Source organism: Paenibacillus sp. J22P90, from assembly GCF_059692195.1.
On sequence record NZ_JCAUAY010000001.1, the window covers coordinates 172,395 to 193,842 of the forward strand.

Genomic DNA, 21,448 nt, shown 5'->3' on the forward strand with positions numbered 1-21,448 from the left:
GAAGGATATACTGATACTCGACCCCCTTTAAAATATAAACTTTTGAAAGCCTGCTGCCTCGTGCTGCAGGCTATTTTCTTTAACAGAAAAACCGCCTCAGCTTAAGCTAAGGCGGTTATCTGTGTTCGTATTTATTTATTACATAAGAGCGTCAATGGAGTATTCACCAGCGCCAATTAAGGCAACGCCAAGCGCAATGACCAGCAATGTTAGATTGTATTCAAATCCATTGGAGGTTACCCAGTATCCGTTTTTGCCATGAACTTTAATAATCGCCATAAACATTGTGATAATAATAAGAGCGGCGCCAACTTCTGTCCATAAACCTGCAGCGAAGAGCAAGCCTCCCGCTAATTCGCCTAAGCCAGCGACGACCGCCATCAAAACCCCTGGTTTAATGCCGATGGATTCGAAGTATCCACCTGTGCCTTTTGGTCCATACCCACCAAACCAACTGAATAATTTTTGTGTACCGTGTGCTGCCATCGTTAAACCAATCACCAATCGAATAATTAAAAGTCCTAAAGCCATAACTAACATCTCCTCTATAAATTATTTTTGTTTAACAACTTACTTTATGTTAGTATATTATTACGAGTCACTTACTTTTGTCAAGCGACTATGTTAAAATAGTTTTACGGGATGTATGAAACAAGTGTTCATGCAAGAACTCGGAGGAGATGATTAAGATGGAAAATTATCAACTATGTCCCAAATTCGAGAATGCATTTGAACTTCTAGGTAAGCGTTGGACAGGACTTATTGTGAGTGTACTGTTAACAGGGCCGAAGCGGTTTAAAGATATCTCTGTACTCATCCCAAGCATGAGTGATCGCATGCTTTCGGAAAGATTTAAGGAACTAGAAGCTGCAGAAATTATTATCCGACACGTGTATCCAGAAACGCCCGTTCGAATAGAATATGAATTAACTCCTAAAGGTAAGGGACTGCAGTCAGTGATGGATGAAGTTCAAAAATGGGCAGACTCATTCACCTAATTCGAGGAGAGAGGTAGGCAGTAGGAATGACTATCTCTTGACTTTGCCCTTTCCAATGTTTACAATAACCATAATGTAATTCGATATGATTGTGATCCATTGAAGGGACACAGTAATTCGCCCCCACATGTACAGAGAAGGAAGTCTAGGCTGCAAGCTTCCCATGATGAGCGAATGAAAAGACCTCCCCGAGGACCAACTGGGAACAGCCCATGTTAGCATGTGCTTAGTAGTAGTTGCGCGTATAGCGGGCGTTAACCGTAAAGAGCAGAACACTGTTTGCTTGCGTGAGCAAGAAACATGGCGTTCTGAATGTGGGTGGTACCACGGGTGAATTTGTTAATCAAATCTCTCGTCCCTGACGTAAGTCAGGGATGGGGGATTTTTTGTTTTTTGTAAGTCCACATAGTAGAGACAAAGGGAGGTTGCTTAGATGAGCATTCAGAAGCCAAAAGGAACACAAGATCTTCTGCCAGGCGAAGTAGAGAAGTGGCAGTACCTCGAGTCGAAAGCGAGAGACTTGTGTCAACGTTTTAACTACAAAGAAATCCGTTCGCCAATTTTCGAAAGCACTGAGCTATTTTCGCGCGGAGTTGGAGAAACGACGGATATCGTCGAAAAAGAAATGTATACCTTCCTAGATAAAGGTGATCGCAGCATGACGCTGCGTCCGGAAGGAACAGCGGGCGTCGTTCGAGCTTATGTAGAAAATAAGCTGTATGGGATTCCAGATCTAACGAAGCTGTTTTATGTGGGACCGATGTTCCGCTATGAACAGCCGCAAGCAGGGCGGTATCGCCAGTTTCACCAGTTTGGTATCGAAGCATTTGGTTCGGTAGATCCAAGCATCGACGCAGAAGTGATCGCGCTTGGCTATACCTTTTATAAAGAGATTGGACTGAAAGAAGTAACCGTGGAAGTGAACTCGGTAGGTACACCAGCCGTGAGAACCGCTTACCGCGAGCAGCTTCAGGCGTTCTTTGCTCCTGTGAAGGATCAGCTTTGTAAGGATTGCCAATCTCGTTATGATCGTAATCCAATGCGTATACTTGATTGCAAAGTGGATCAAAAACACGGTGTGGGTGCCCCTGATATCCTAGAGTTTTTGGATGAGGAATGTACTACACACTTTGCGCAAGTACAAGAGCACTTAACTGCAATGGAGATTCCATTCCGTATCAATCCTCGCTTAGTACGTGGTCTGGATTATTACACGCACACAGCGTTTGAATATAAAGCAGCGGGTATCGGGGCGATTGACACGATTGGTGGAGGCGGACGTTATAATGGTCTCGTCGAACAAATTGGTGGACATGGTACAGATCAACCTGGCGTAGGCTTGGGTCTTGGACTTGAGCGTATTCTGCTCGTACTACAAGCGCAAGGGGTTGAAATTCCGAAGCCTGAGCCGCTAGATGTGTATTTGATTGGTTTAGGTGAAGCAGCAGAGAAGGAAGTTACGAAGCTTCTGCAGCAACTGAGAGTTCAAGGCTTAAAAGCGGAGAAGGACTACCAAGGCCGCAAAATGAAGGCTCAGATGAAATCCGCCGATCGCTTCCAAGCAACGTATGTGGCCATTCTTGGCGATGACGAGCTGGCACGCGGCGAAATTACGCTGAAGAAGATGGAAACAGGAAATCAAATCACAGTAAGTTTAGTGGATCTTGCCTCAAACGCTGCAAAGACACTATTCGAATAGATAGCTACAACACTATGAACATTAAAGGGAGGCAACAACAATCATGATGCTCAAAACACATCATTGCGGGCAGCTTACAAAAGCCCATGTAGGCGAGACAGTAATTCTTAACGGGTGGGTACAAGTAAGACGCGACTTCGGGGGTATTCTTTTCATCGACCTGCGTGATCGCAGTGGTATCATTCAAACTGTATTTAATCCTGAGTTCTCAGGGGAAGCTTTGGCTACTGCAGATCGTGCGCGTAATGAGTACGTTCTTGCGGTAAAAGGGAAAGTCGTTCTTCGTGACGAAGAGACGATCAACAAAAACATTCCAACAGGTGAAATTGAAGTCCAAGTTACAGAAATCGAAATCATGAACGCAGCGAAAACACCTCCTTTCTTCATCGAAGATGGCGTAGAAGTGGATGAAGCGGTTCGTTTGAAATATCGTTACCTTGACCTGCGCCGTCCTGAAATGCAACGTACGTTAATGTTGCGTTCCAAAGCATCTAACATCTTCCGTAATTTCTTGGACTCCCAAGGATTTATCGATGTAGAAACACCAATCTTGACGAAAAGCACACCAGAAGGCGCACGTGATTACTTGGTACCAAGCCGCGTGCATCCAGGCGAGTTTTTCGCGCTTCCACAATCACCGCAAATTTTCAAACAATTGCTAATGGTTAGTGGTCTTGAACGTTACTACCAAATCGCACGCTGCTTCCGTGACGAGGATCTTCGTGCAGACCGTCAGCCTGAATTTACGCAAGTCGATATCGAGACTTCTTTCCTATCACAGGATCAACTTCTTGATATTCTCGAAGAGCTTGTTGTTAAATTGATGCAAGAAACAGCGAATGTTGAAATCGCGCGTCCGTTCCAACGTATTACGCATGCCGAAGCGATGGCGAGATACGGCTCTGATAAGCCAGATCTTCGTTTTGGTCTTGAACTTCAAGATGTATCCGATATCGTGTCCACTTCCGGTGTTCAAGTGTTCGCGAGCGTAGTTAACGGTGGCGGTCAAGTTAAAGCTCTTAACGCTAAGGGTTGTGGCACATGGAGCCGTAAGGAAATCGACGATTTGCTTCCATTCGCAGCACGTTACGGAGCCAAAGGTCTTGCTTGGATTCAAGTGAAAGACGGCGAGTTCAAAGGGCCTATCGTGAAGTTCTTCAACGAAGCTGAAATTGCAGCGTTGACTGAGCGTTTAGGAGCAGAAGAAGGAGATCTTCTATTATTCTCTGCTGACAAGAAGAAGGTTGTTGCTGATGTATTGGGTAACCTTCGTTTGAAAATCGGTCGTCAACTTGGTCTTATCGATGACTCCGTGTTCAAATATGCATGGGTTGTTGACTTCCCACTTCTTGGCTATGACGAAGAAGCGAAACGTTACGTAGCAGAACACCACCCGTTCACACGTCCGAACGAAGACGACATTCATTTCTTCGACACAGATCCAGGTCAAATTCGCGCGCAAGCTTACGATCTTGTCTTGAACGGATACGAAGTAGGCGGCGGTTCCATGCGGATTTACCAACGCGATGTACAAGAGAAAATGTTCGCAGCACTAGGCTTCTCCAAAGAAGAAGCGTATGAGCAATTCGGCTTCTTACTGGAAGCATTCGAATACGGTACGCCTCCACACGGTGGCTTTGCATTCGGATTTGACCGTTTGGTCATGTTAATTACAGGCCGTACGAACCTGAGAGAAACGATTGCATTCCCGAAAACAGCAAGCGCAACAGACCTGTTAATGGATGCTCCAGGAACAGTGGACGGCAAACAACTAGAACAACTATCGATTCGCTTAGCGCTTAAGCAGCCTGCTGCGAAAGCCTAAGAACCTTGAAGAGGAAGTGTTCCTATGCTTCACCAATTTTCGCGAACAGAACTAGCTATTGGCCCTGAGGGTCTTGAAATTATGAAAAACAGCACGGTTGTCGTGCTGGGCATCGGCGGCGTTGGCTCTATTGCTGCCGAGGCGCTGGCGCGCTCCGGTGTCGGACGTTTGATTCTGATTGACAAAGATGTTGTCGATATCACGAATATCAATCGTCAGATCCATGCCCTTACGACAACAGTAGGTCAGCCTAAGGCTGATCTGATGCGTGATCGTATCCTTTTGATCAACCCTGAGTGCGATGTGATTTCGCTGCGGATGTTTTATACAGAGGAAACGTATGAGCAAGTATTTGCTTATCCAATTGATTATGTGCTTGATGCAAGTGATACGATCGAGTACAAGATCCATTTGATCAAACAATGTTTGGTACGTAAAATTCCGATGATTTCTTGCATGGGTGCTGCGAATAAAATGGATCCGACGCAATTTAGAATTACGGATATCTCCAAAACGAGCATGGACCCAATCGCACGTGTCATTCGCCAAAGATTGCGTAAGGAAGGCATCAAGAAGGGCGTTAAGGTTGTTTTCTCGATGGAAGAGCCAATGAAGCCACGGGAAGACGTTACAGAGCAAATCGTGCCTGCGGATGCACCTGACAGACGTAAGGCGCAGCAGCCGCCGGCTAGCAACTCTTTCGTTCCACCTGTAGCGGGACTCATTATGGTGAGCGCTGCTGTGAAGGATTTGCTGGAGATTGGTTCGAAGAAGAAATCATTGTAAAGAGACGGATGCCTCGATGAAGGGGTGTCCGTTTTTTTGCGAAGAGACATGACATGCCTACCCCAGCGGAGTATAATGGACAGTATCACTTTTAGATCAAGTAAAGGAAACTATTATGGATTTGTTTACATATGCGGCTTCACAAGATCCTGGCGGCAAGCTGCTTGCCGATCGAATGCGGCCAACCACGTTGGACGAATATATTGGACAAGAGCAAATCGTCGGCAAAGGAAAGCTCTTGCGTCGGGCGATTGAGGCTGACCAAGTCACCTCGATTCTGCTGTACGGCCCTCCCGGTACAGGGAAGACGACGCTGGCGAATATTATCGCCAACCGCACGCAGGGCGAATTCATGAACCTGAACGCGGTTGATGCCTCTGTGAAGGACGTCCGCGAGATCATCGAGCTGGCCAAAAGCACAAAAGCGATGTACGGTCGCAAAACGACCTTATTTTTAGACGAAGTCCATCGCTTCAATACCTCGCGGCAGGATGCGTTGCTTCCTGCTGTCGAGCAGGGCATCCTCATCTTCATCGGGGCGACCACAGAGAACCCGTTCCACCATGTGAACGGGGCTCTCTTGTCGCGCTCGACGCTGTTTCAGCTCGAGCCGCTCACGGCGGAGCATGCGCTCATCGCCATGCGAAGAGCAATCGCCGATCCCGTGAAGGGGCTCGGCTTTATGCGCCTCCAAGTAGACGAGGAGGCGCTCGAACACATCGGGCAGATGGCCAATGGCGACATCCGCCGATCCTTGAACGCGCTGGAGCTGGCAGCGCTGACGACTTCACCTGAACCGGACGGCACGGTTCATATCACACGCGAGGTGGCGGAAGAGTCGATCCGCCGCCCCATCGTGAAAGCAGACGAGTCGACGCAGTATGACGTCTTGTCCGCCTTTCACAAGAGCGTGCGCGGCTCTAGCGACGCCGCGTTGTTCTGGTTCCTCTATGCCGTCGAGAAGCTCGGCATGGATCCTATGACCTTCCTGCGGCGTCTTATCGTCGCTTGCAGTGAAGATATCGGGCTTGCCAATCCGCAGGCGATGGTGCAGTCTGTCACCGCGATGGACGCTTACCATAAGATTGGCTGGCCCGAATCGAAGTACATCATTTCCCAGGCAATTTTATTCGCGGTGGAAAGTCCGAAGTCGAACTCGATTCCGCTCGCGATTATGCGTGCGCAGGAGCTGATGGAACGTGTGAAATCAGCCGAAGTTCCTTTGCATCTGCGCGATACCCACTACAAAGGGGCAGAGAAGCTTGGACATAAAGGTTATATGTATCCGCATAATTACCCTGGGCATTTCGTTCGACAGCAGTACTTGCCGGATGAGATCCAGCATGAAGTGATATTTGCCGCAACGAATCAAGGGACAGAAGAGAAGATGAAGGTAAATCAAATCAAAAGAAGAGGGACACCTACAGATTCATAGAATCCGTAGTGTCCCTCTATTTTCTTGCTCCATAAGAATAGTGAATACCTTTTCTGTGACAGGGTCATACCGGATTGAGACGATGAGTGGGAATTCAACACCATTCTTTTTAACCCAAAATCGGAATTGCTGCTGCACGACACCGGGCGCCACGTTGGATTTTCCGATATATTTGTAGTCCAACAATGTATACACCTTACCGGCCTCGTGAAAAGCAAGGCGGCTCCATTTGGCATAAGAGGGGTCGTACACTGGAGCCCTATCTGCTGCGCCGCCTTTATTTGGTTGGATGACCTCTGCGAAAGCAGTGGAAGATCCGACCCAGCTTAGCCCGATCATGAGTAAAACAGCTATGATTTTGCTCAGAATCGCTCACACCTTTCGCTTGTAGCGTGTGCGAGCGGGGGAGATGGCATGCGTAATTGCGAGCGGTAAATATAGGTTGGCAACAAAAAAGGAGCACCCTGTGCTCCTTCCGACTATAACTTAAAAATCTTCCCCAAATACTTGCCCGCAGCCTCACTGTATTGCTCCTGCAGCAGCGTTCGCAGCTGTGCCTTAGCCTCAGGTGTCGGCAGCGTATTTTTCGCGATCCCATGCAGCTCCATCCAATGCGAAGCGGTCATGTAGCAGGTACTGTTCCAACCGTTTTTGGTACCATTGGCGTTCAGGCGCTCACTGATGCCCGCAATCACGATGTCGGCTTTGCTTTGCAAGTCGATCAGCGCACGATCAAAGTCATTCTTGGATTCTTTCGATTTCAAATCGGTCGCAGCGCGCAAAGCCTTCACATCAATGCCTTCATTCCCAGAAATTGCGTGATACACGTCGACGGCTGCTTTGGACAGCTCGCCATCCGAATACCGTTCGTCCACGGTGTACGGGTCTTCAAGCAAGTTTTTTATCAGAGGAAATAACTCGGAACTTATCAGCAAAGGCTTCTTAGCAAAAAAACGTCCATAAGCTGCTAGCCCATCACCTGGAAGTCGATCACGCCACAACCATGGATCTGTCTCTAAGCCAGTATGCCATTGCTCCTGCACCGTCAGGGATTCAAGTGAAGGATGCTCAGGAATGAACGACGAGAGGGGAAGAATCCCAATCTCTTTAACGAGCCTTGTCACATCTTCATACCTATCAGCTTTTACCGTTACCTCGTTCATTGCCATACACATTCCCCTCGCTCAACTTTTTATTCTTACTTATGCACCTTATCAATCACACCGCCACCCAGACAAATCTCCCCATCATAAAATACAACGGACTGGCCTGGCGTGACGGCTTTTTGCGGCTTATCAAAAACGACTTCACAGCTGCCGTCTGGCTGCATCGTAATCACAACGCCTTGATCGGCTTGGCGATAGCGGAATTTAGCCGTACAAGCGTAAGCACCTTCTGGCTTCTTAGGCGAAATCCAGTTCACATCCGTTGCAGTCAAACCTTTGGAGTAAAGCCCAGGATGCCCTTCGCCTTGAACGACGAGCAATTCGTTTTTCTCCAGGTTTTTATCCACGACGAACCATGGCTCGCCTGAGCCTGAACCGCCAATCCCGAGGCCTTGTCTTTGGCCTAATGTATAATACATCAATCCGTCGTGGCGACCCTTGATCTCACCGTTACGAATATCGACCATGTTGCCGGGACGTGCAGGGAGGTATTGGCTCAGGAACGTTTTGAAGTCGCGCTCGCCGATAAAACAAATGCCCGTGCTATCTTTTTTCTTCGCAGTTGCTAGACCTGCTGCTTCAGCGATTTCACGCACCTTTGACTTAGGCAGGTGACCAATCGGGAACATCGCTTTGGCAAGCTGTGATTGATTAAGGACGTTAAGGAAATACGTCTGATCCTTGTTCGAATCATTTCCGCGTATCAAAACGAATTCCCCATCTTGCTCCTTCACCTGCGCATAATGTCCGGTTGCAATATAGTCGCCGCCTAAATCGAGCACCTTTTGCAGCAATTCCCCGAATTTGATTTCACGGTTGCACATGACGTCGGGGTTTGGCGTTCTACCATTGGTGTACTCGTCCAAGAAGTAAGCGAAGACTTTGTCGTAATACTGCTTCTCGAAATTTACTGTATAGAAAGGAATGTCGAGCTGGTCACAGACCCGTCTAACATCCTCTGCGTCTTCTTCTGCGGTACAATGACCGAATTCGTCAGTATCGTCCCAGTTTTTCATGAAAATGCCAATGACTTCATGCCCTTGCTCCTTTAGCAGCAGCGCGGCAACGGATGAATCGACACCGCCAGACATACCTAGGATGACACGTTTTTTTGTTTGCATATCGTAAACCTCTTTTCCATCTTGCATGACTTTGGTGGAACTGTTTGTTTTTGAACACTACTATTATACATGCCAATAGCTCAAAATTAAAATATTTCATGAGAATGTCATTGTTTTTCCCCCACAATACAAGGGTTTTGTGATAACATAGATACGATATACGGATGTTTTGGAATGTTTTTGCGAAAAATGGAAACGCTGTTTACCTAGATAGGGACGACCCTGATGTTAAAGCGTGGGGAGCATGATTGGTAAGCATCTCAAGTTTTAGCGATAGAAACAAACTCCTTGATGGCATATCTTGTTGAATGAGGTGTTAATTTTGAAAATTTCCACAAAAGGTCGTTATGGTCTAACGATCATGATGGAATTGGCTAACCGCGTGGGTGAAGGGCCAACTTCACTAAAAAGTATTGCTGAGCGTCATCAGCTTTCTGAACATTATCTTGAACAACTTGTTGCTCCATTGCGTAATGCAGGTTTAGTCAAAAGTATTCGTGGAGCATACGGTGGTTATATTCTCTCTAAATCTGCTGAGCAGGTAACTGCCGGTGAAGTGATCCGCGTTCTTGAAGGACCTATCTCTCCTGTAGATTTTACGGAAGAGGACGATCCAGCCAAGAGAGACTTGTGGATTCGTATCCGCGATAGCATTGCGGAAGTATTGGACTCCACAACATTAGCAAACCTGATTTCCTTCGAGGATAAAGGTAAAAATGATAACTACATGTTTTACATTTAAGGTGACACACACATGAACCCCATTTATCTAGATCATGCTGCAACAACACCCATACATAAGGATGTATGGGAGGCTATGTTGCCTTTCTATACAGAAAATTATGGCAATCCTTCCAGTACGCATAGCTTTGGCCGTGCCGCAAGGACCGCGCTGAATCGCTTCCGCGATGGCATGGCGAAATCCTTAGGCTGCTTACCAGGTGAGCTTATTTTTACAAGTGGTGGAACGGAAAGCAATAACATGGCGATCTTTGGGATCATGACAGGGGAGCAGGCGGGCAAGAAGCATATCGTGACGACAGCGATTGAGCATCATGCGATCCTGCATCCCTGTGAACGTTTAGAGAGCCTTGGATTTGAAGTCACATACCTGCCAGTAGGTCCAGATGGACTTATTCAAATAGAAGATGTGGAAGCGGCTATTCGTCCCGATACAGCTCTTATCTCTATGATGTATGTGAATAATGAAGTGGGCACGATTCAGCCGATTGAGCAGGTTGGCCGGCTCGCCAGACAAAATGGCATTCCTTTTCATGTCGATGCGGTGCAAGCTTTAGGTAAGTTGCCTCTGAATCTTGCTGATCTCCCTGTCGATCTGATGAGTCTCTCCGCACATAAGATCTATGGACCTAAAGGTGTTGGAGCGTTATATGTTTCCAAGCATACGAAATTGCTCCCCCATGTTTATGGTGGTTCTCAAGAACGCAAGCGTCGAGCAGGAACGGAGAATGTAGCTGCCATTGCAGGCTTTGCCAAAGCAGTTGAAATCATTGTACCGCTGCAAGTACGCAATTACGCACAGGCAAGTAGGCTTCGTGAACACATGATTTCCATCTTAGAGCAGCAATTGGGCTGTGATCAATTTATTATGAATGGGAATAAGGAACACAGTATTCCGCACATTTTGAACATCTCTTTCCCTGGGATCTCAACAGAAACGCTTTTGATGAATCTTGATTTAGATCAGGTAGCTGCAGCAAGCGGCTCCGCATGCACATCTGGCTCGCTGGAAGTGTCCCATGTGCTTCAGGCCATGAAGCTTCCAGAAAATGTTACGAACTCCGCGGTGCGATTTAGCTTTGGAATGGGGAATTCTAAAGAACAAATCGAAACGGCTGCCCATAAAGTTGCAACTATTATCCAACGGTTGCGTAATAAGTAGTACTGGGTGGTTCTAGGAGGCGTACGTTTGCGTAGAGCGCATGAATTAATAGGACTTCCCGTGTTAACCGTTGAGTCGGGTAAGCAGGTAGGCGAAGTAAAGGATTTATTGATTGACCCAACGTGGAACATAAGCGGCATCGTGCTCGAGGCGAAGACGTGGTTCTCATCCTTACGATACATATCATGGGAAGGAATCGTCGCAGCCGGAGAAGATGCTATAACCATACCGAACGACAGCGTCATTTGCGAATTTGGGCAGAAGAATGAGTGTCATGCTTTTCTTGAGGGAAGCGACAAGATAAAGGGACTCCCCGTGATTACAGTGGGTGGGGACGAATTAGGCGTGGTAGAAGATGTTTATTTAAACCAGAATTGGGGAAAACAAATAGTAGGTTATGAATTGTCCGAAGGGTTTATTTCTGATTTAAAAGAAGGGCGAAAGTGGCTTCCCATGCCAGACACGGCAACCATGGGGGATGATGCAATCATCGTGCCTGGACATTGCGCTCAGGAAGTAGAAGAACTCTTCGTATCCAAAGAAGAATAGGGTGAGCATGATGCGTTGTCCAAACTGTAATTCCAAAGATATTGGAAAGATCGGTTCCCATCAATTTTACTGCTGGGGTTGTTTTATCGAACTCAGCGTAAACGGAGATAAAATGTCCGTTTATCAAGTCGAGGAAGATGGTACGTTAAGTTCTCTGGATGATTTGTTTTTTGAGGAAGAAGTTTCTCACATCCACGAGCACGTGAACTAAAGTTACATGTTTAAGCGTTAGCGTTCGAGCGAGAATTCGTTTGAGCTCTAACGTTTTTTTGTCTTTCCATGCCAACCAAGGGTTAATTTGGGCAGGTTGTACACATACTGTATGAGCGGCAAGCTTGAATTCAACTAACAGAGGTGGAGGCAGCATGGAACGATTTGCAAATAATAAATGGTTTATAGGACTGATTTATGCCTTATTAATCTTAGTCGGTTTAAATTTGCTTCTGCTAATAAAACCTATATTAATTCACCTTTTCACCTTTCTAAAGGCCATTGTCATGCCATTTTTCATTGCGGTCATCATTTCGTATATCTTAAATCCAGTTGTCACGATCTTGAATAAACGTAAAATGCCGAGAACGATCGCCGTCTTGTTAATTTATAGCGTGTTTATCACATCCGTCACGGTTATTATCATGAATATGACCCCGATGTTTATGGAACAAGCTGCTGAATTGAATGAGCATATGCCGCAAATGGCGATGCGCGCACAATCCCTAGTCGACGGCTTTAATCAAAATCAACTTTTGCCTGACAGTGTTCGAAATGGATTTAATCACTCGATCGGGAAGCTGGAGTCGAAGATTTCCATGGCGGTCGCGAATTATATGAATCAAATCGGAACGACGATTAATATGCTGTTTATCGCCTTCATCGTTCCCTTTCTTGCCTTCTATATTTTGAAGGATTTTCAGATTATCGAGAAAACTGCGCTAGCCATCGTGCCTGTGAAACATCGCAAAAAAACCGTGTCCCTGCTGATGGACATTGATACGGCGCTCGGCAACTATATTCGTGGACAGCTCCTCGTGTGCTTTATTATCGGAGTGTTTGCTTACATCGGGTATTGGCTGATTGGCATGCCGTATCCGCTGCTGCTCGCTAGTGTGGTTGCAATCTTCAATATCATCCCGTACATGGGACCTTTTTTTGGTGCAGCGCCTGCCATTATTATGGCTTCAACCGTCTCGTTGAAAATGGTACTGTTCGTCGCATTGGTGAATTTGACTGTGCAGATTCTGGAGGGGAATGTGATTTCACCTCAAGTTGTTGGTAAGACGCTGCACATGCATCCCTTGTTTATTATCTTTGCTTTGCTTGTAGGTGGAGAAGTGGCAGGGGTTGTAGGATTGATCTTGGCTGTTCCATTTTTTGCGGTGATGAAAGTCATCGTTCAACATGTGTTCATCCATTTCGTTCACAAGCCAACAACTTAGCGAAGTAGTGAAAACAGGCAGAAGACGCACAAAACCCCTTGAGCCATGACTTGCGGGATCATGGACAAGGGGTTTTGCACGAGGGTTGAGGAGTTGTTGAAAGGTTGTGGCCCATACGTAAACCATGAAATGGACTACGGAATAAGTGAGTAAATAACAAGCTGTAAAATTTGAGTTTGACAATGAAAATCATTATCAATAAGCTTAGTATACTTCTATTGAGAATCATTGTCAATGGCCAAGCTTCTAATTATTTTGAATTCTTATCCTTATCGTCGCCTTGACTGTCGTCCTCTTCTTTTTGCTCCTTCTGTTCCTGAAATTCTACACGGGTTTGGCCTGTGATGTAGTCGAAGGGATTGTAACGGCTGTCTGGTATTTGTTTCTTAATCAGTGTCTTAGCCATAATATAAATGATCAAGATGAAGATTGGGAAGATGAGTCCGAGTAAAGTAAGCGTTGATACGTCCATGTAAAGCACCTCCATGATCTATACGCTAGTGTATAATGCCCTCATATTGACAGGCAACTCCCATAAAGTTATAATTTGCCTTATCTATATGTGAATTAAAGTGTTGATGAAACTTAGTAAGCCATAGCCCATCGTCAGAGAGAAGGTTCCGCTTGGCAGTGTAAACTGCTTGGATCGGCTGGAAGAACCTTTCGGTGTTAGGATGGCCCAAAGCTCGTTTCGGAGCGTGGATGAACTCCACCGGTTGGACCCGTTACAAATCCGCACAAGGAGATTGGATTCGCTCAATGCTACCAGCAAAGAGAGCACGAATGCAATAACCAGGGTGGTACCGCGATGATTCGTCCCTGTTAGATGCAGGGGCGTTTTTTGTTTTTTGTAAACTTATCCTAAATATGGAGGCTCACAGAGATGAAAGCAAGTGAAATTCGTTCGAAATGGTTGCAATTTTTCGCAAGTAAAGGGCATAAGGTTGAGCCGAGCTCCTCATTAGTTCCACATAACGATCCTTCCCTTTTGTGGATTAACGCAGGGATTGCACCTTTGAAGCCTTATCTAGATGGTCGTGAAATTCCTGAGAATCCGCGTATTACGAATGCTCAGAAATGTATCCGTACTAATGATATCGAAAACGTAGGTAAAACGCGTCGTCACCATACCTTTTTTGAAATGCTGGGCAACTTCTCCATTGGTGATTATTTCAAGAAAGAAGTTATTCCTTGGGCTTGGGAGTTTTTGACGGATCCGCAATGGATCGGCTTTGATCCGAATCGGATTTCTGTGACGGTTCATGAAGATGATGAGGAAGCTTTTGAGATTTGGAATAAGCAAATCGGCATTCCTGAGGAACGCATTTATAAGCTAAAAGAAGATAACTTCTGGGATATCGGCGAAGGCCCATGTGGTCCTTGTACAGAGATTTTCTATGATCGCGGCGATAAATATGGTGACTTATCCGATCCAGAATGCTGGCCTGGCGGCGAGAATGAGCGCTTCCTGGAAGTGTGGAACTTGGTATTCACACAGTTTAACCACAATTCAGATGGCAGCTACACACCGCTTCCAAACAAAAACATTGATACAGGCGCAGGGTTGGAGCGTTTTGCTTCCATTCTTCAAGATGTAGACTCCAACTTTGATACAGACCTGTTTAAACCTATTATCGATAAAACCTGTGAGCTAACTGGTGTTACTTATCACGTCAATGAAGATCATGATGTGGCGCTTAAAGTTATCGCGGACCATATCCGTACAGTAGCTTTCTCTGTTGGTGACGGCGTTCTTCCTTCTAATGAAGGTCGCGGCTACATCATTCGCCGTTTGCTGCGTCGGGCAGTTCGTTACGGGAAAGTACTTGGTCTGGATAAACCGTTCTTATTCAAGCTAGTACCAACTGTTGGCGAGATCATGGGTGTTTACTATCCGGAGGTTGTAGATAAGCGTGAGTTCATCGAGAAAGTGATCCGTACCGAAGAGGAGCGTTTCCATGAGACGTTGAGCGACGGTTTGATCATTCTTGGCGAGATGGTTCAGAAAACGCAACAAGCAGGCACGAATCAGATCAGCGGACCGGATGCATTCAAGCTTTATGACACGTATGGCTTCCCATTCGATTTGACGGAGGATTTTGCGTCAGAGAAGGGATTGACTGTTGATCGTGCTGGCTTTGATGCTGCGATGCAAGAACAGCGTGATCGTGCTCGTGCAGCGAGCAACAAAGAAGGCGGTATGAAGGTTCAAGGCGGCCCGCTGTCTGAATTAACGGTTAAAAGCGAATTTGTTGGATATAATGAGTTGGTAGTTACTGCTAATATCGAAGCGATTGTTCATGAAAATGAGCTCGTGGAGCTTGTTGGTGTAGGTGAGACTTGTCAGGTCGTGCTAGATCGTACGCCTTTCTATGCAGAAAGCGGTGGTCAAGTTAGCGATCATGGTACGATCCGTAACGATCAAGTGACTTTGCAGGTTGTAGACGTGATGAAAGCGCCGCACGGCCAGCATGTGCACAAAGTGATCGTGGAGTCTGGCGTACTCCGTAAAGGCGACGCTGTAGAAGCGGTTGTTGCTTCTGCACCTCGGACGGATATTATTAAGAACCACACTGCAACACATTTGCTGCACAAAGCGTTAAAGGAAGTATTAGGCTCGCACGTCAATCAAGCAGGATCTTTGGTAGAGCCAGATCGCTTGCGTTTTGACTTCTCCCATTTCGGCAGTATCACTAGTGAAGAGCTGCAAGATGTGGAACAGCGTGTCAATCAACAAATTTGGAATAGCACGAACGTGGATATTTCTCTCAAAGCAATCGCAGACGCGAAAGCAATGGGCGCTATGGCTTTGTTCGGCGAGAAGTACGGCGATATCGTACGCGTTGTACAAGTAGGCGACTACTCCCTAGAGCTATGCGGAGGCTGTCACGTTCAAAATACGGGACAAATTGGATTGTTCAAAATTGTAAGTGAGTCGGGGATTGGCTCCGGTGTGCGTCGGATTGAAGCTGTTTCTGGACGCAGCGCTTACGAATATTTAGACGGGCAATTGCAATTGCTGAAAGAAGCTGCTGGCATGCTGAAATCGAACATCAATGACGTTCCTAAGCGCGTTGATGCTACATTGCAGCAATTGAAAGAATTGGCTCGTGAGAATGAATCGCTTCGTGGTAAGCTTGGTCGTATTGAGGCAGGTTCGCTCACAGATCAAGTGAAGCAAGCCGCAGGTGTTTCCGTGCTAGCTGCTCAAGTGAATGCAGCGGATATGGATTCTCTTCGCAACATCGTGGATGAGATGAAAGGGAAATTAGGTTCGGCTGTCATCGTCCTTGGCGCTGCTGCAGAAGATAAAGTGAACCTAGTTGCTGCTGTAACACCTGATCTTGTTGCGAAAGGCTTCCATGCAGGGAAAATTATTAAAGAAGTTGCCCAAGCTGTAGGCGGAAGCGGTGGCGGTCGTCCTGATATGGCACAGGCTGGCGGTAAGGATGCTTCTAAATTGCAAGCAGCTTTAGCTAGTGTTGAGGGTCTTCTTTCACAATTTGCATAATTATTTTTCTAAGGGACAGGAATTTTTAAAACCATAGAGAATATATCACATGTATAACGTAAGTTTTTTTCAATTATTTTACAAAGGTCACAAGGAAGTGGGGTGCTCCTGATGAGTTCCATGGACAAAACGATGAAGTTCAATGTGAAGGCGGAAGAGATCGAAACTTCGCCGAAGGATGTATTGCTGGCGGTGTATGATGCTCTTCAGGAAAAAGGGTATAACCCGATTAACCAAATTGTTGGTTACTTGTTATCGGGAGATCCTGCCTACATTCCGCGTCACAATAATGCGAGAAGCCTCATTCGTAAACGGGAACGGGATGAACTAATTGAAGAATTAGTTCGTGCTTATCTGGGTCAACACAAATAGAAGAAAAGAGAAGCAGCATGAGATGGATGGGCTTGGATTATGGGGATAAGACCATTGGTGTCGCCTTAAGCGATGAGCTCGGGTGGACGGCCCAAGGTCTTGAAGTGATTCGCCGTAATAAGCCGGGTGAAGATATAGATCGGCTTATACAAATTATTAATGAATATGGCGTATCGCAGGTTGTTGTGGGGTTGCCCAAGAATATGAACAATACGATTGGCCCCCGCGGTGAGATTGCAATTGCTTTTTCAGAAGAATTAAAAGAAAAAACTAGTGTACCAGTACACCTATGGGATGAGCGACTAACTACCGTAGCCGCAACACGGACGCTTCTTGAAGCGGATGTAAGCCGGAAGAAACGGAAGCAGGTCATTGATAAAATGGCCGCACAGCTCATTTTGCAAGGGTATATGGATGCCAATATGAAGAGGTGAATGAACGTGTCCAAAGAAGAATTGCGTGAAGAAGAACCAGAAATCATTTACATCCCGGACGATGAAGGCAACGAAGAAGAGTTCGAGGTTATCATGAAATTCGAAGTGGACGGTTCAGATAAGAAATATATGATGGTTGTCCCGACAGATGGCGCTGACGAAGAATCCGATGAAGTCTATGCTTTCCGTTATGAAGAAGACGAAGAAGGCGAAGACCTGAAGCTCTTCACCATCGATGATGAAGAAGAATGGAATATCGTTGAGGAAACGTTCAACACTTTAATGGCGGAGTTCGATGAGGAAGACGAAGCATGAGTTTGACAACACCTTCTGATGTATTGCGCAATGCTTACGGGGATGATATCCTGTTGTCTGACGACTCCAATGAGTCGACGGTGTATCATCTTCTGAAAGAATTCGTTTATGAGAACCAAACGTATGCCGTTTTACAATCCGATGCGTTAAAGAAGGAAGACGAGGTAGCTGTTTTCCGAGTCATCTCGAATGAGGACGGCGAATACGAACTAGTTACCATTGACGATGACGATGAGTGGGAAACGGTTTCGGAGCTCTACGACGAGATGGTTTTTTCTGAGCAGGACGACTTGTGAGAAGAATGAAAACCGAGCGGAGTACATCCGCTCGGTTTTGTTGTGCATATGGTTAATGCTAGTAAGGTAAGCTAGTGCCAAAGGCTTGACGATGGACATTCTTAGGGGGAATTGAAGCGTTGTGAATATGGACTATGAACATGAAGAATCACAGAAGCCGAAGCGAAGTACACTGAAATGGGTTTTGCTTGTCATTAGCATTCTAGTGCTGTTAGCGCTAGGAACGGCCGCCGGAGTCGGCTTATTCATCGCCAGCGCACTTCAGCCAGTGGAAGCATCTGATCAGGAGGTCAAGATATCGATTCCGCAAGGTTCCAGCTCGATACAGATCGCAGAGGAATTGAAAACCAAAGGACTCATTAAGAATTCATCGATTTTCACCTATTATCTAAAATGGAAAAAAGAGGGATCGAAGTTTCAAGCTGGTGTGTATGCGATGAAGCCGGGCATGACGTTTGTGGAGATGATCGATAAGCTCAACAAGGGAGATGTCGTGAAAGAAGAAATGGTGCGCATCACGATTCCTGAAGGCTATACCATCGACCAAATCGCAGCTAAAGTCAGTGAACAGAGCACTTGGAAGAAAGAGACGTTCCTGGGGCTTGTCGATGATCCATCTAGCTTCAAAAATGGGACTACAGCCACGATTCCCGATAGCAAGAACTTAAGGCACCGACTAGAAGGTTATATCTTCCCGGAAACCTATGAATTTACGAAGGGCTCAACGGAGAAAGAGTTCGTTGAACGTTCTTTAGAACAGCTGGACAAAAAGCTTGCAACACTGCCTGCGGACTGGAAGGACAAGCTAAAGGAACGTAATCTAACTGTTCATCAAATGTTGACGATCGCATCGCTCATTGAGCGGGAGGTTGTTGTCAATGAGGAACGTGCACTCGTTTCAGGTGTCATTGTGAACCGTTTGAAAATGAACATGCCGCTTCAGATTGATGCGACGGTTCAGTATTTATTTGATAAGTCGAAGGATCGCTTATTAGAAAAGGATCTTCAAATTCAAAGTCCATATAATACGTATTTGAATACAGGGTTGCCTCCTGGTCCAATTGCAAGCCCAAGTCTGGCATCCATTAAAGCGGCCATTTATCCGGAAGAAACGAAGTATGTGTTCTATGTCACCAAGAAGGATGGAACCCAAGGACATTTGTTTGCGGAAACGTTTGAAGAGCACAAAAAGAATATTGCCAATAGTAAGAAGACCGCGAATTAAGCGGGCGTACGAATGAAGCTAACAGAAGGTAGGTAAGCATGACGTGAATAAACCAGAATTAGTCATTAGCTGCGGTTCGATTGCGGAGTTGAAACAAATGATTCTTGCAGGAGCTGACGCCGTTATTATAGGGGAAGATCGCTATGGGCTTCGTATGCCTGGCGAAGTGAAGCTGAACGAGATCGAGGAAGCGGTCACTTGGGCACATGAGCATGATGCGAAAGTGTATGTAGCGGTCAACAATATTTTGGACAATCAGACACTTGAAGGTTTAAAAGAGTACTTAGCTGCTTTGCAGTCATATGGCGTAGATGCCATTATTTTCGGAGATCCGGCTGTCGTCATGACGGCTCGTCAGTTAGCTGAGCCCTTGCCGATGCACTGGAATGCCGAGATGACCTCTACAAATTATGCAACTGCGAATTATTGGGGAAAGCAAGGCGCAGTGCGTGTTGTGCTAGCGAGAGAGCTGAACATGGAGCAGGTGCTTGATTTTAAAGCGAAGTCAGACATTGCTGTAGAAGTACAAGTTCATGGGATTACGAATATTTATCATTCCAAGCGCGAGCTGGTCAAAAATTATATGGCACACCAAGGGAATGAGGCAGAAGAGGATCGCTCGAAGGAGCGGGGACTATTCCTTATTGAGCACGAACGCCGCGATCAACGATATCCTGTCTATGAGGATCGCAATGGGACACACATCATGAGCTCAGAAGACTTCTGTATGCTCGAAAATTTACCGGAGCTTATCGATGGGAACATTGACAGCTTAAAAATTGAAGGCTTACTCAAGTCCTCACAGTATAACGAAACGGTTGTGAAAAGCTATCGCGCAGCCATTGATGCCTATGTGGCGAATCCCGAGGGATATGAATTCCAGCAGGAGTGGCTGGATGCGATCGTCGCGCTGCAGGATCCTGAGCGTGAGCTGAGTTACGGATTTTTCTATAAAGAACAGGTCTATTGATTAAGAAAGAAGGTGCTCTCCTAGATGACTACAGCCGTAGAAGCACGAGCTAGAGGTAAGCGTGTAAGACTTGATAAGCCGGAGCTGTTAGCTCCCGCAGGTAATTTAGAGAAACTAAAATTTGCGATCCATTATGGCGCAGATGCTGTCTATATTGGCGGTCAGAAATATGGTTTGCGTTCGAACGCTGACAACTTCTCCAAAGAAGAGATGCGTGAAGGCGTAGAATTTGCGAAGCAATATGGAGCCAAAGTATTCGTGGCAACGAATATTTACGCGCATAACGAAGATATCGAAGGCTTGGAAGAGTATTTGAGCGGGCTGCAAGAGGTTGGCATTTCAGCAATTATCGCGGCGGATCCAATCATCATGGAAACATGCAGACGTGTTGCCCCTGAGTTGGAAGTCCATGTGAGTACGCAGCAGTCGGTGATGAACTGGCAAACCGTTCAGTTCTGGAAAGATCAGGGGATTGAGCGCGTTGTATTGGCACGTGAGGTGAGCATGCAGGAGATTGATGAAATCAAGGCTCATGTCCATGTCGAAATTGAAGCATTTATTCACGGTGCGATGTGCAGCTCGTATTCCGGACGTTGTGTCTTGTCAAATCACTTCACGGATCGCGATTCGAACCGCGGCGGCTGCTCGCAATCTTGTCGTTGGAAGTATGATCTCTTCGCGAAGGATCAGCCGCTGGATGCGCCATTGGCTACGGATTTCCCGATGTTCGCAGAGGATGATGATGCCTTTACGATGGGTTCCAAGGATTTAAGCATGATCGATCACATTGCGGATATGATTGAATCAGGTGTAGACAGCTTCAAAATCGAAGGCAGAATGAAGAGTATCCATTATGTTGCAACAGTCGTAAATGCGTATCGTCAGGCAATTGATGCCTATTTTGAAGATCCCGAGCATTTCGAGCTCAATCCGCTCTGGCAGGATGAAATTCATAAAGCAGCGAATCGTCCTTTGAATGATGGATTCTTTTACGAAGCGCCAGGACATGAGGATCACATCTTCGAGCCGGAAGATAAGGTTGTCGGTTTCGACTTTGTTGGCTTGGTCATGGGATATAACGAAGAGACAGGCGTAGCCCTGATCCAGCAAAGAAATCATTTCAAGCCTGGTCAAGAAATTGAATTCTTTGGCCCGCAGGGTACACATTTTAAGCAAATTGTTGGGGCCATTGAAGATGAAGCGGGGCAAGAATTGACCGCTGCTAGACATCCGTTACAGTTGATTCAACTAAAAACTGCGCACCCTGTCAAAAAGTGGGATATGATGCGTAAGAAAACAGGTAAATAGTACCATGGAAGCTTTCTCCAGTGTCGGTTATATTGGAGAAAGCTTCTTTTTTTTTAAACATTTGGAGCGGATTATAGAGGATATTGGAAATGAATGTCG

Annotated in this window: 23 protein-coding genes; 18 read left to right on the forward strand and 5 right to left on the reverse strand. The window is 46.1% G+C overall.

What is annotated here, in order from left to right; translation table 11 throughout:
- Positions 1 to 138 precede the first annotated feature (138 nt).
- The gene (locus AC58UX_RS00790) at positions 139 to 540 is read right to left on the reverse strand and encodes a DoxX family protein (RefSeq protein WP_497248754.1); all 402 of its coding nucleotides are present in this window, start codon (positions 538 to 540) and stop codon (positions 139 to 141) included.
- A gap of 149 nt (positions 541 to 689) precedes the next feature.
- Here AC58UX_RS00790 and AC58UX_RS00795 point away from each other — a divergent pair, with 149 nt between their 5' ends.
- The 5 genes from AC58UX_RS00795 (at position 690) to AC58UX_RS00815 (ending at position 6,743) form a co-directional block, all read left to right on the forward strand.
- A complete protein-coding gene (locus AC58UX_RS00795; protein ID WP_497248756.1) occupies positions 690 to 998 on the forward strand; it encodes a winged helix-turn-helix transcriptional regulator in 309 nt (102 codons plus the stop codon).
- Between the two features lie 433 nt (positions 999 to 1,431).
- The gene (gene hisS, locus AC58UX_RS00800) at positions 1,432 to 2,697 is read left to right on the forward strand and encodes a histidine--tRNA ligase (protein WP_497248758.1); all 1,266 of its coding nucleotides are present in this window, start codon (positions 1,432 to 1,434) and stop codon (positions 2,695 to 2,697) included.
- Positions 2,698 to 2,743: 46 nt separating this feature from the next.
- Positions 2,744 to 4,522 (forward strand): aspartate--tRNA ligase, encoded by a 1,779-nt coding sequence (gene aspS, locus AC58UX_RS00805; RefSeq protein ID WP_497250006.1) that lies wholly within the window; start codon positions 2,744 to 2,746, stop codon positions 4,520 to 4,522.
- Positions 4,523 to 4,546: 24 nt separating this feature from the next.
- Positions 4,547 to 5,308, forward strand: a complete 762-nt coding sequence (locus AC58UX_RS00810) for a tRNA threonylcarbamoyladenosine dehydratase (RefSeq protein WP_497248760.1) — start codon at positions 4,547 to 4,549, stop codon at positions 5,306 to 5,308.
- A gap of 115 nt (positions 5,309 to 5,423) precedes the next feature.
- Positions 5,424 to 6,743 carry a replication-associated recombination protein A gene (locus AC58UX_RS00815; protein WP_497248762.1) on the forward strand — a complete coding sequence of 440 codons (1,320 nt, stop codon included), beginning with the start codon at positions 5,424 to 5,426 and terminating at the stop codon, positions 6,741 to 6,743.
- On the opposite strand, the gene AC58UX_RS00820 is transcribed toward AC58UX_RS00815, so the two are convergent.
- From AC58UX_RS00820 to mnmA, 3 genes are all read right to left on the reverse strand, one after another.
- Complete coding sequence (locus AC58UX_RS00820) at positions 6,738 to 7,082, reverse strand: DUF3889 domain-containing protein (RefSeq protein WP_497248764.1); 345 nt, start codon at positions 7,080 to 7,082, stop codon at positions 6,738 to 6,740. The two genes, AC58UX_RS00815 and AC58UX_RS00820, sit on opposite strands and share 6 nt — an antisense overlap.
- Positions 7,083 to 7,222: 140 nt before the next feature.
- Positions 7,223 to 7,912 carry an AlkZ-related protein gene (locus tag AC58UX_RS00825; protein WP_497248766.1) on the reverse strand — a complete coding sequence of 230 codons (690 nt, stop codon included), beginning with the start codon at positions 7,910 to 7,912 and terminating at the stop codon, positions 7,223 to 7,225.
- A gap of 29 nt (positions 7,913 to 7,941) precedes the next feature.
- On the reverse strand, positions 7,942 to 9,030 hold the full coding sequence (gene mnmA / locus AC58UX_RS00830; protein ID WP_497248768.1) for a tRNA 2-thiouridine(34) synthase MnmA: 1,089 nt from the start codon (positions 9,028 to 9,030) through the stop codon (positions 7,942 to 7,944).
- Between the two features lie 322 nt (positions 9,031 to 9,352).
- Here mnmA and cymR point away from each other — a divergent pair, with 322 nt between their 5' ends.
- The 5 genes from cymR (at position 9,353) to AC58UX_RS00855 (ending at position 12,918) form a co-directional block, all read left to right on the forward strand.
- Positions 9,353 to 9,772, forward strand: a complete 420-nt coding sequence (gene cymR, locus AC58UX_RS00835) for a cysteine metabolism transcriptional regulator CymR (protein WP_057311968.1) — start codon at positions 9,353 to 9,355, stop codon at positions 9,770 to 9,772.
- Between the two features lie 12 nt (positions 9,773 to 9,784).
- Positions 9,785 to 10,933, forward strand: coding sequence for a cysteine desulfurase family protein (locus tag AC58UX_RS00840; protein WP_497248771.1), 1,149 nt, complete (start codon positions 9,785 to 9,787; stop codon positions 10,931 to 10,933).
- A 27-nt stretch (positions 10,934 to 10,960) separates the two neighbouring features.
- Entirely contained in the window at positions 10,961 to 11,482 is a 522-nt protein-coding gene (locus AC58UX_RS00845) for a PRC-barrel domain-containing protein (RefSeq protein ID WP_497248773.1), read from the forward strand.
- A 7-nt stretch (positions 11,483 to 11,489) separates the two neighbouring features.
- Entirely contained in the window at positions 11,490 to 11,693 is a 204-nt protein-coding gene (locus AC58UX_RS00850) for a YrzR-like zinc ribbon domain (protein ID WP_028555750.1), read from the forward strand.
- A 154-nt stretch (positions 11,694 to 11,847) separates the two neighbouring features.
- The gene (locus AC58UX_RS00855; protein ID WP_497248775.1) at positions 11,848 to 12,918 is read left to right on the forward strand and encodes an AI-2E family transporter; all 1,071 of its coding nucleotides are present in this window, start codon (positions 11,848 to 11,850) and stop codon (positions 12,916 to 12,918) included.
- Positions 12,919 to 13,168: 250 nt separating this feature from the next.
- Here AC58UX_RS00855 and AC58UX_RS00860 read toward each other — a convergent pair whose 3' ends face one another.
- Entirely contained in the window at positions 13,169 to 13,390 is a 222-nt protein-coding gene (locus AC58UX_RS00860; protein ID WP_497248777.1) for a DUF3951 domain-containing protein, read from the reverse strand.
- Between the two features lie 411 nt (positions 13,391 to 13,801).
- Here AC58UX_RS00860 and alaS point away from each other — a divergent pair, with 411 nt between their 5' ends.
- From alaS to AC58UX_RS00900, 8 genes are all read left to right on the forward strand, one after another.
- Complete coding sequence (gene alaS / locus AC58UX_RS00865; RefSeq protein WP_497248779.1) at positions 13,802 to 16,429, forward strand: alanine--tRNA ligase; 2,628 nt, start codon at positions 13,802 to 13,804, stop codon at positions 16,427 to 16,429.
- Positions 16,430 to 16,540: 111 nt separating this feature from the next.
- Positions 16,541 to 16,801, forward strand: coding sequence for an IreB family regulatory phosphoprotein (locus AC58UX_RS00870; RefSeq protein WP_028555746.1), 261 nt, complete (start codon positions 16,541 to 16,543; stop codon positions 16,799 to 16,801).
- Positions 16,802 to 16,818: 17 nt separating this feature from the next.
- A complete protein-coding gene (ruvX, locus tag AC58UX_RS00875) occupies positions 16,819 to 17,235 on the forward strand; it encodes a Holliday junction resolvase RuvX (protein WP_497248781.1) in 417 nt (138 codons plus the stop codon).
- The gene (locus AC58UX_RS00880) at positions 17,236 to 17,550 is read left to right on the forward strand and encodes a DUF1292 domain-containing protein (protein WP_497248783.1); all 315 of its coding nucleotides are present in this window, start codon (positions 17,236 to 17,238) and stop codon (positions 17,548 to 17,550) included.
- The gene (locus AC58UX_RS00885) at positions 17,547 to 17,846 is read left to right on the forward strand and encodes a DUF1292 domain-containing protein (protein ID WP_497248785.1); all 300 of its coding nucleotides are present in this window, start codon (positions 17,547 to 17,549) and stop codon (positions 17,844 to 17,846) included. Before AC58UX_RS00880 ends, AC58UX_RS00885 begins: the two co-directional genes overlap by 4 nt.
- Positions 17,847 to 17,973: 127 nt before the next feature.
- On the forward strand, positions 17,974 to 19,071 hold the full coding sequence (gene mltG / locus AC58UX_RS00890) for an endolytic transglycosylase MltG (protein WP_497250008.1): 1,098 nt from the start codon (positions 17,974 to 17,976) through the stop codon (positions 19,069 to 19,071).
- 43 nt (positions 19,072 to 19,114) lie between these two features.
- On the forward strand, positions 19,115 to 20,041 hold the full coding sequence (locus tag AC58UX_RS00895; protein WP_497248787.1) for a peptidase U32 family protein: 927 nt from the start codon (positions 19,115 to 19,117) through the stop codon (positions 20,039 to 20,041).
- A gap of 24 nt (positions 20,042 to 20,065) precedes the next feature.
- Entirely contained in the window at positions 20,066 to 21,349 is a 1,284-nt protein-coding gene (locus tag AC58UX_RS00900) for a peptidase U32 family protein (protein WP_497248789.1), read from the forward strand.
- Positions 21,350 to 21,448 lie beyond the last annotated feature (99 nt).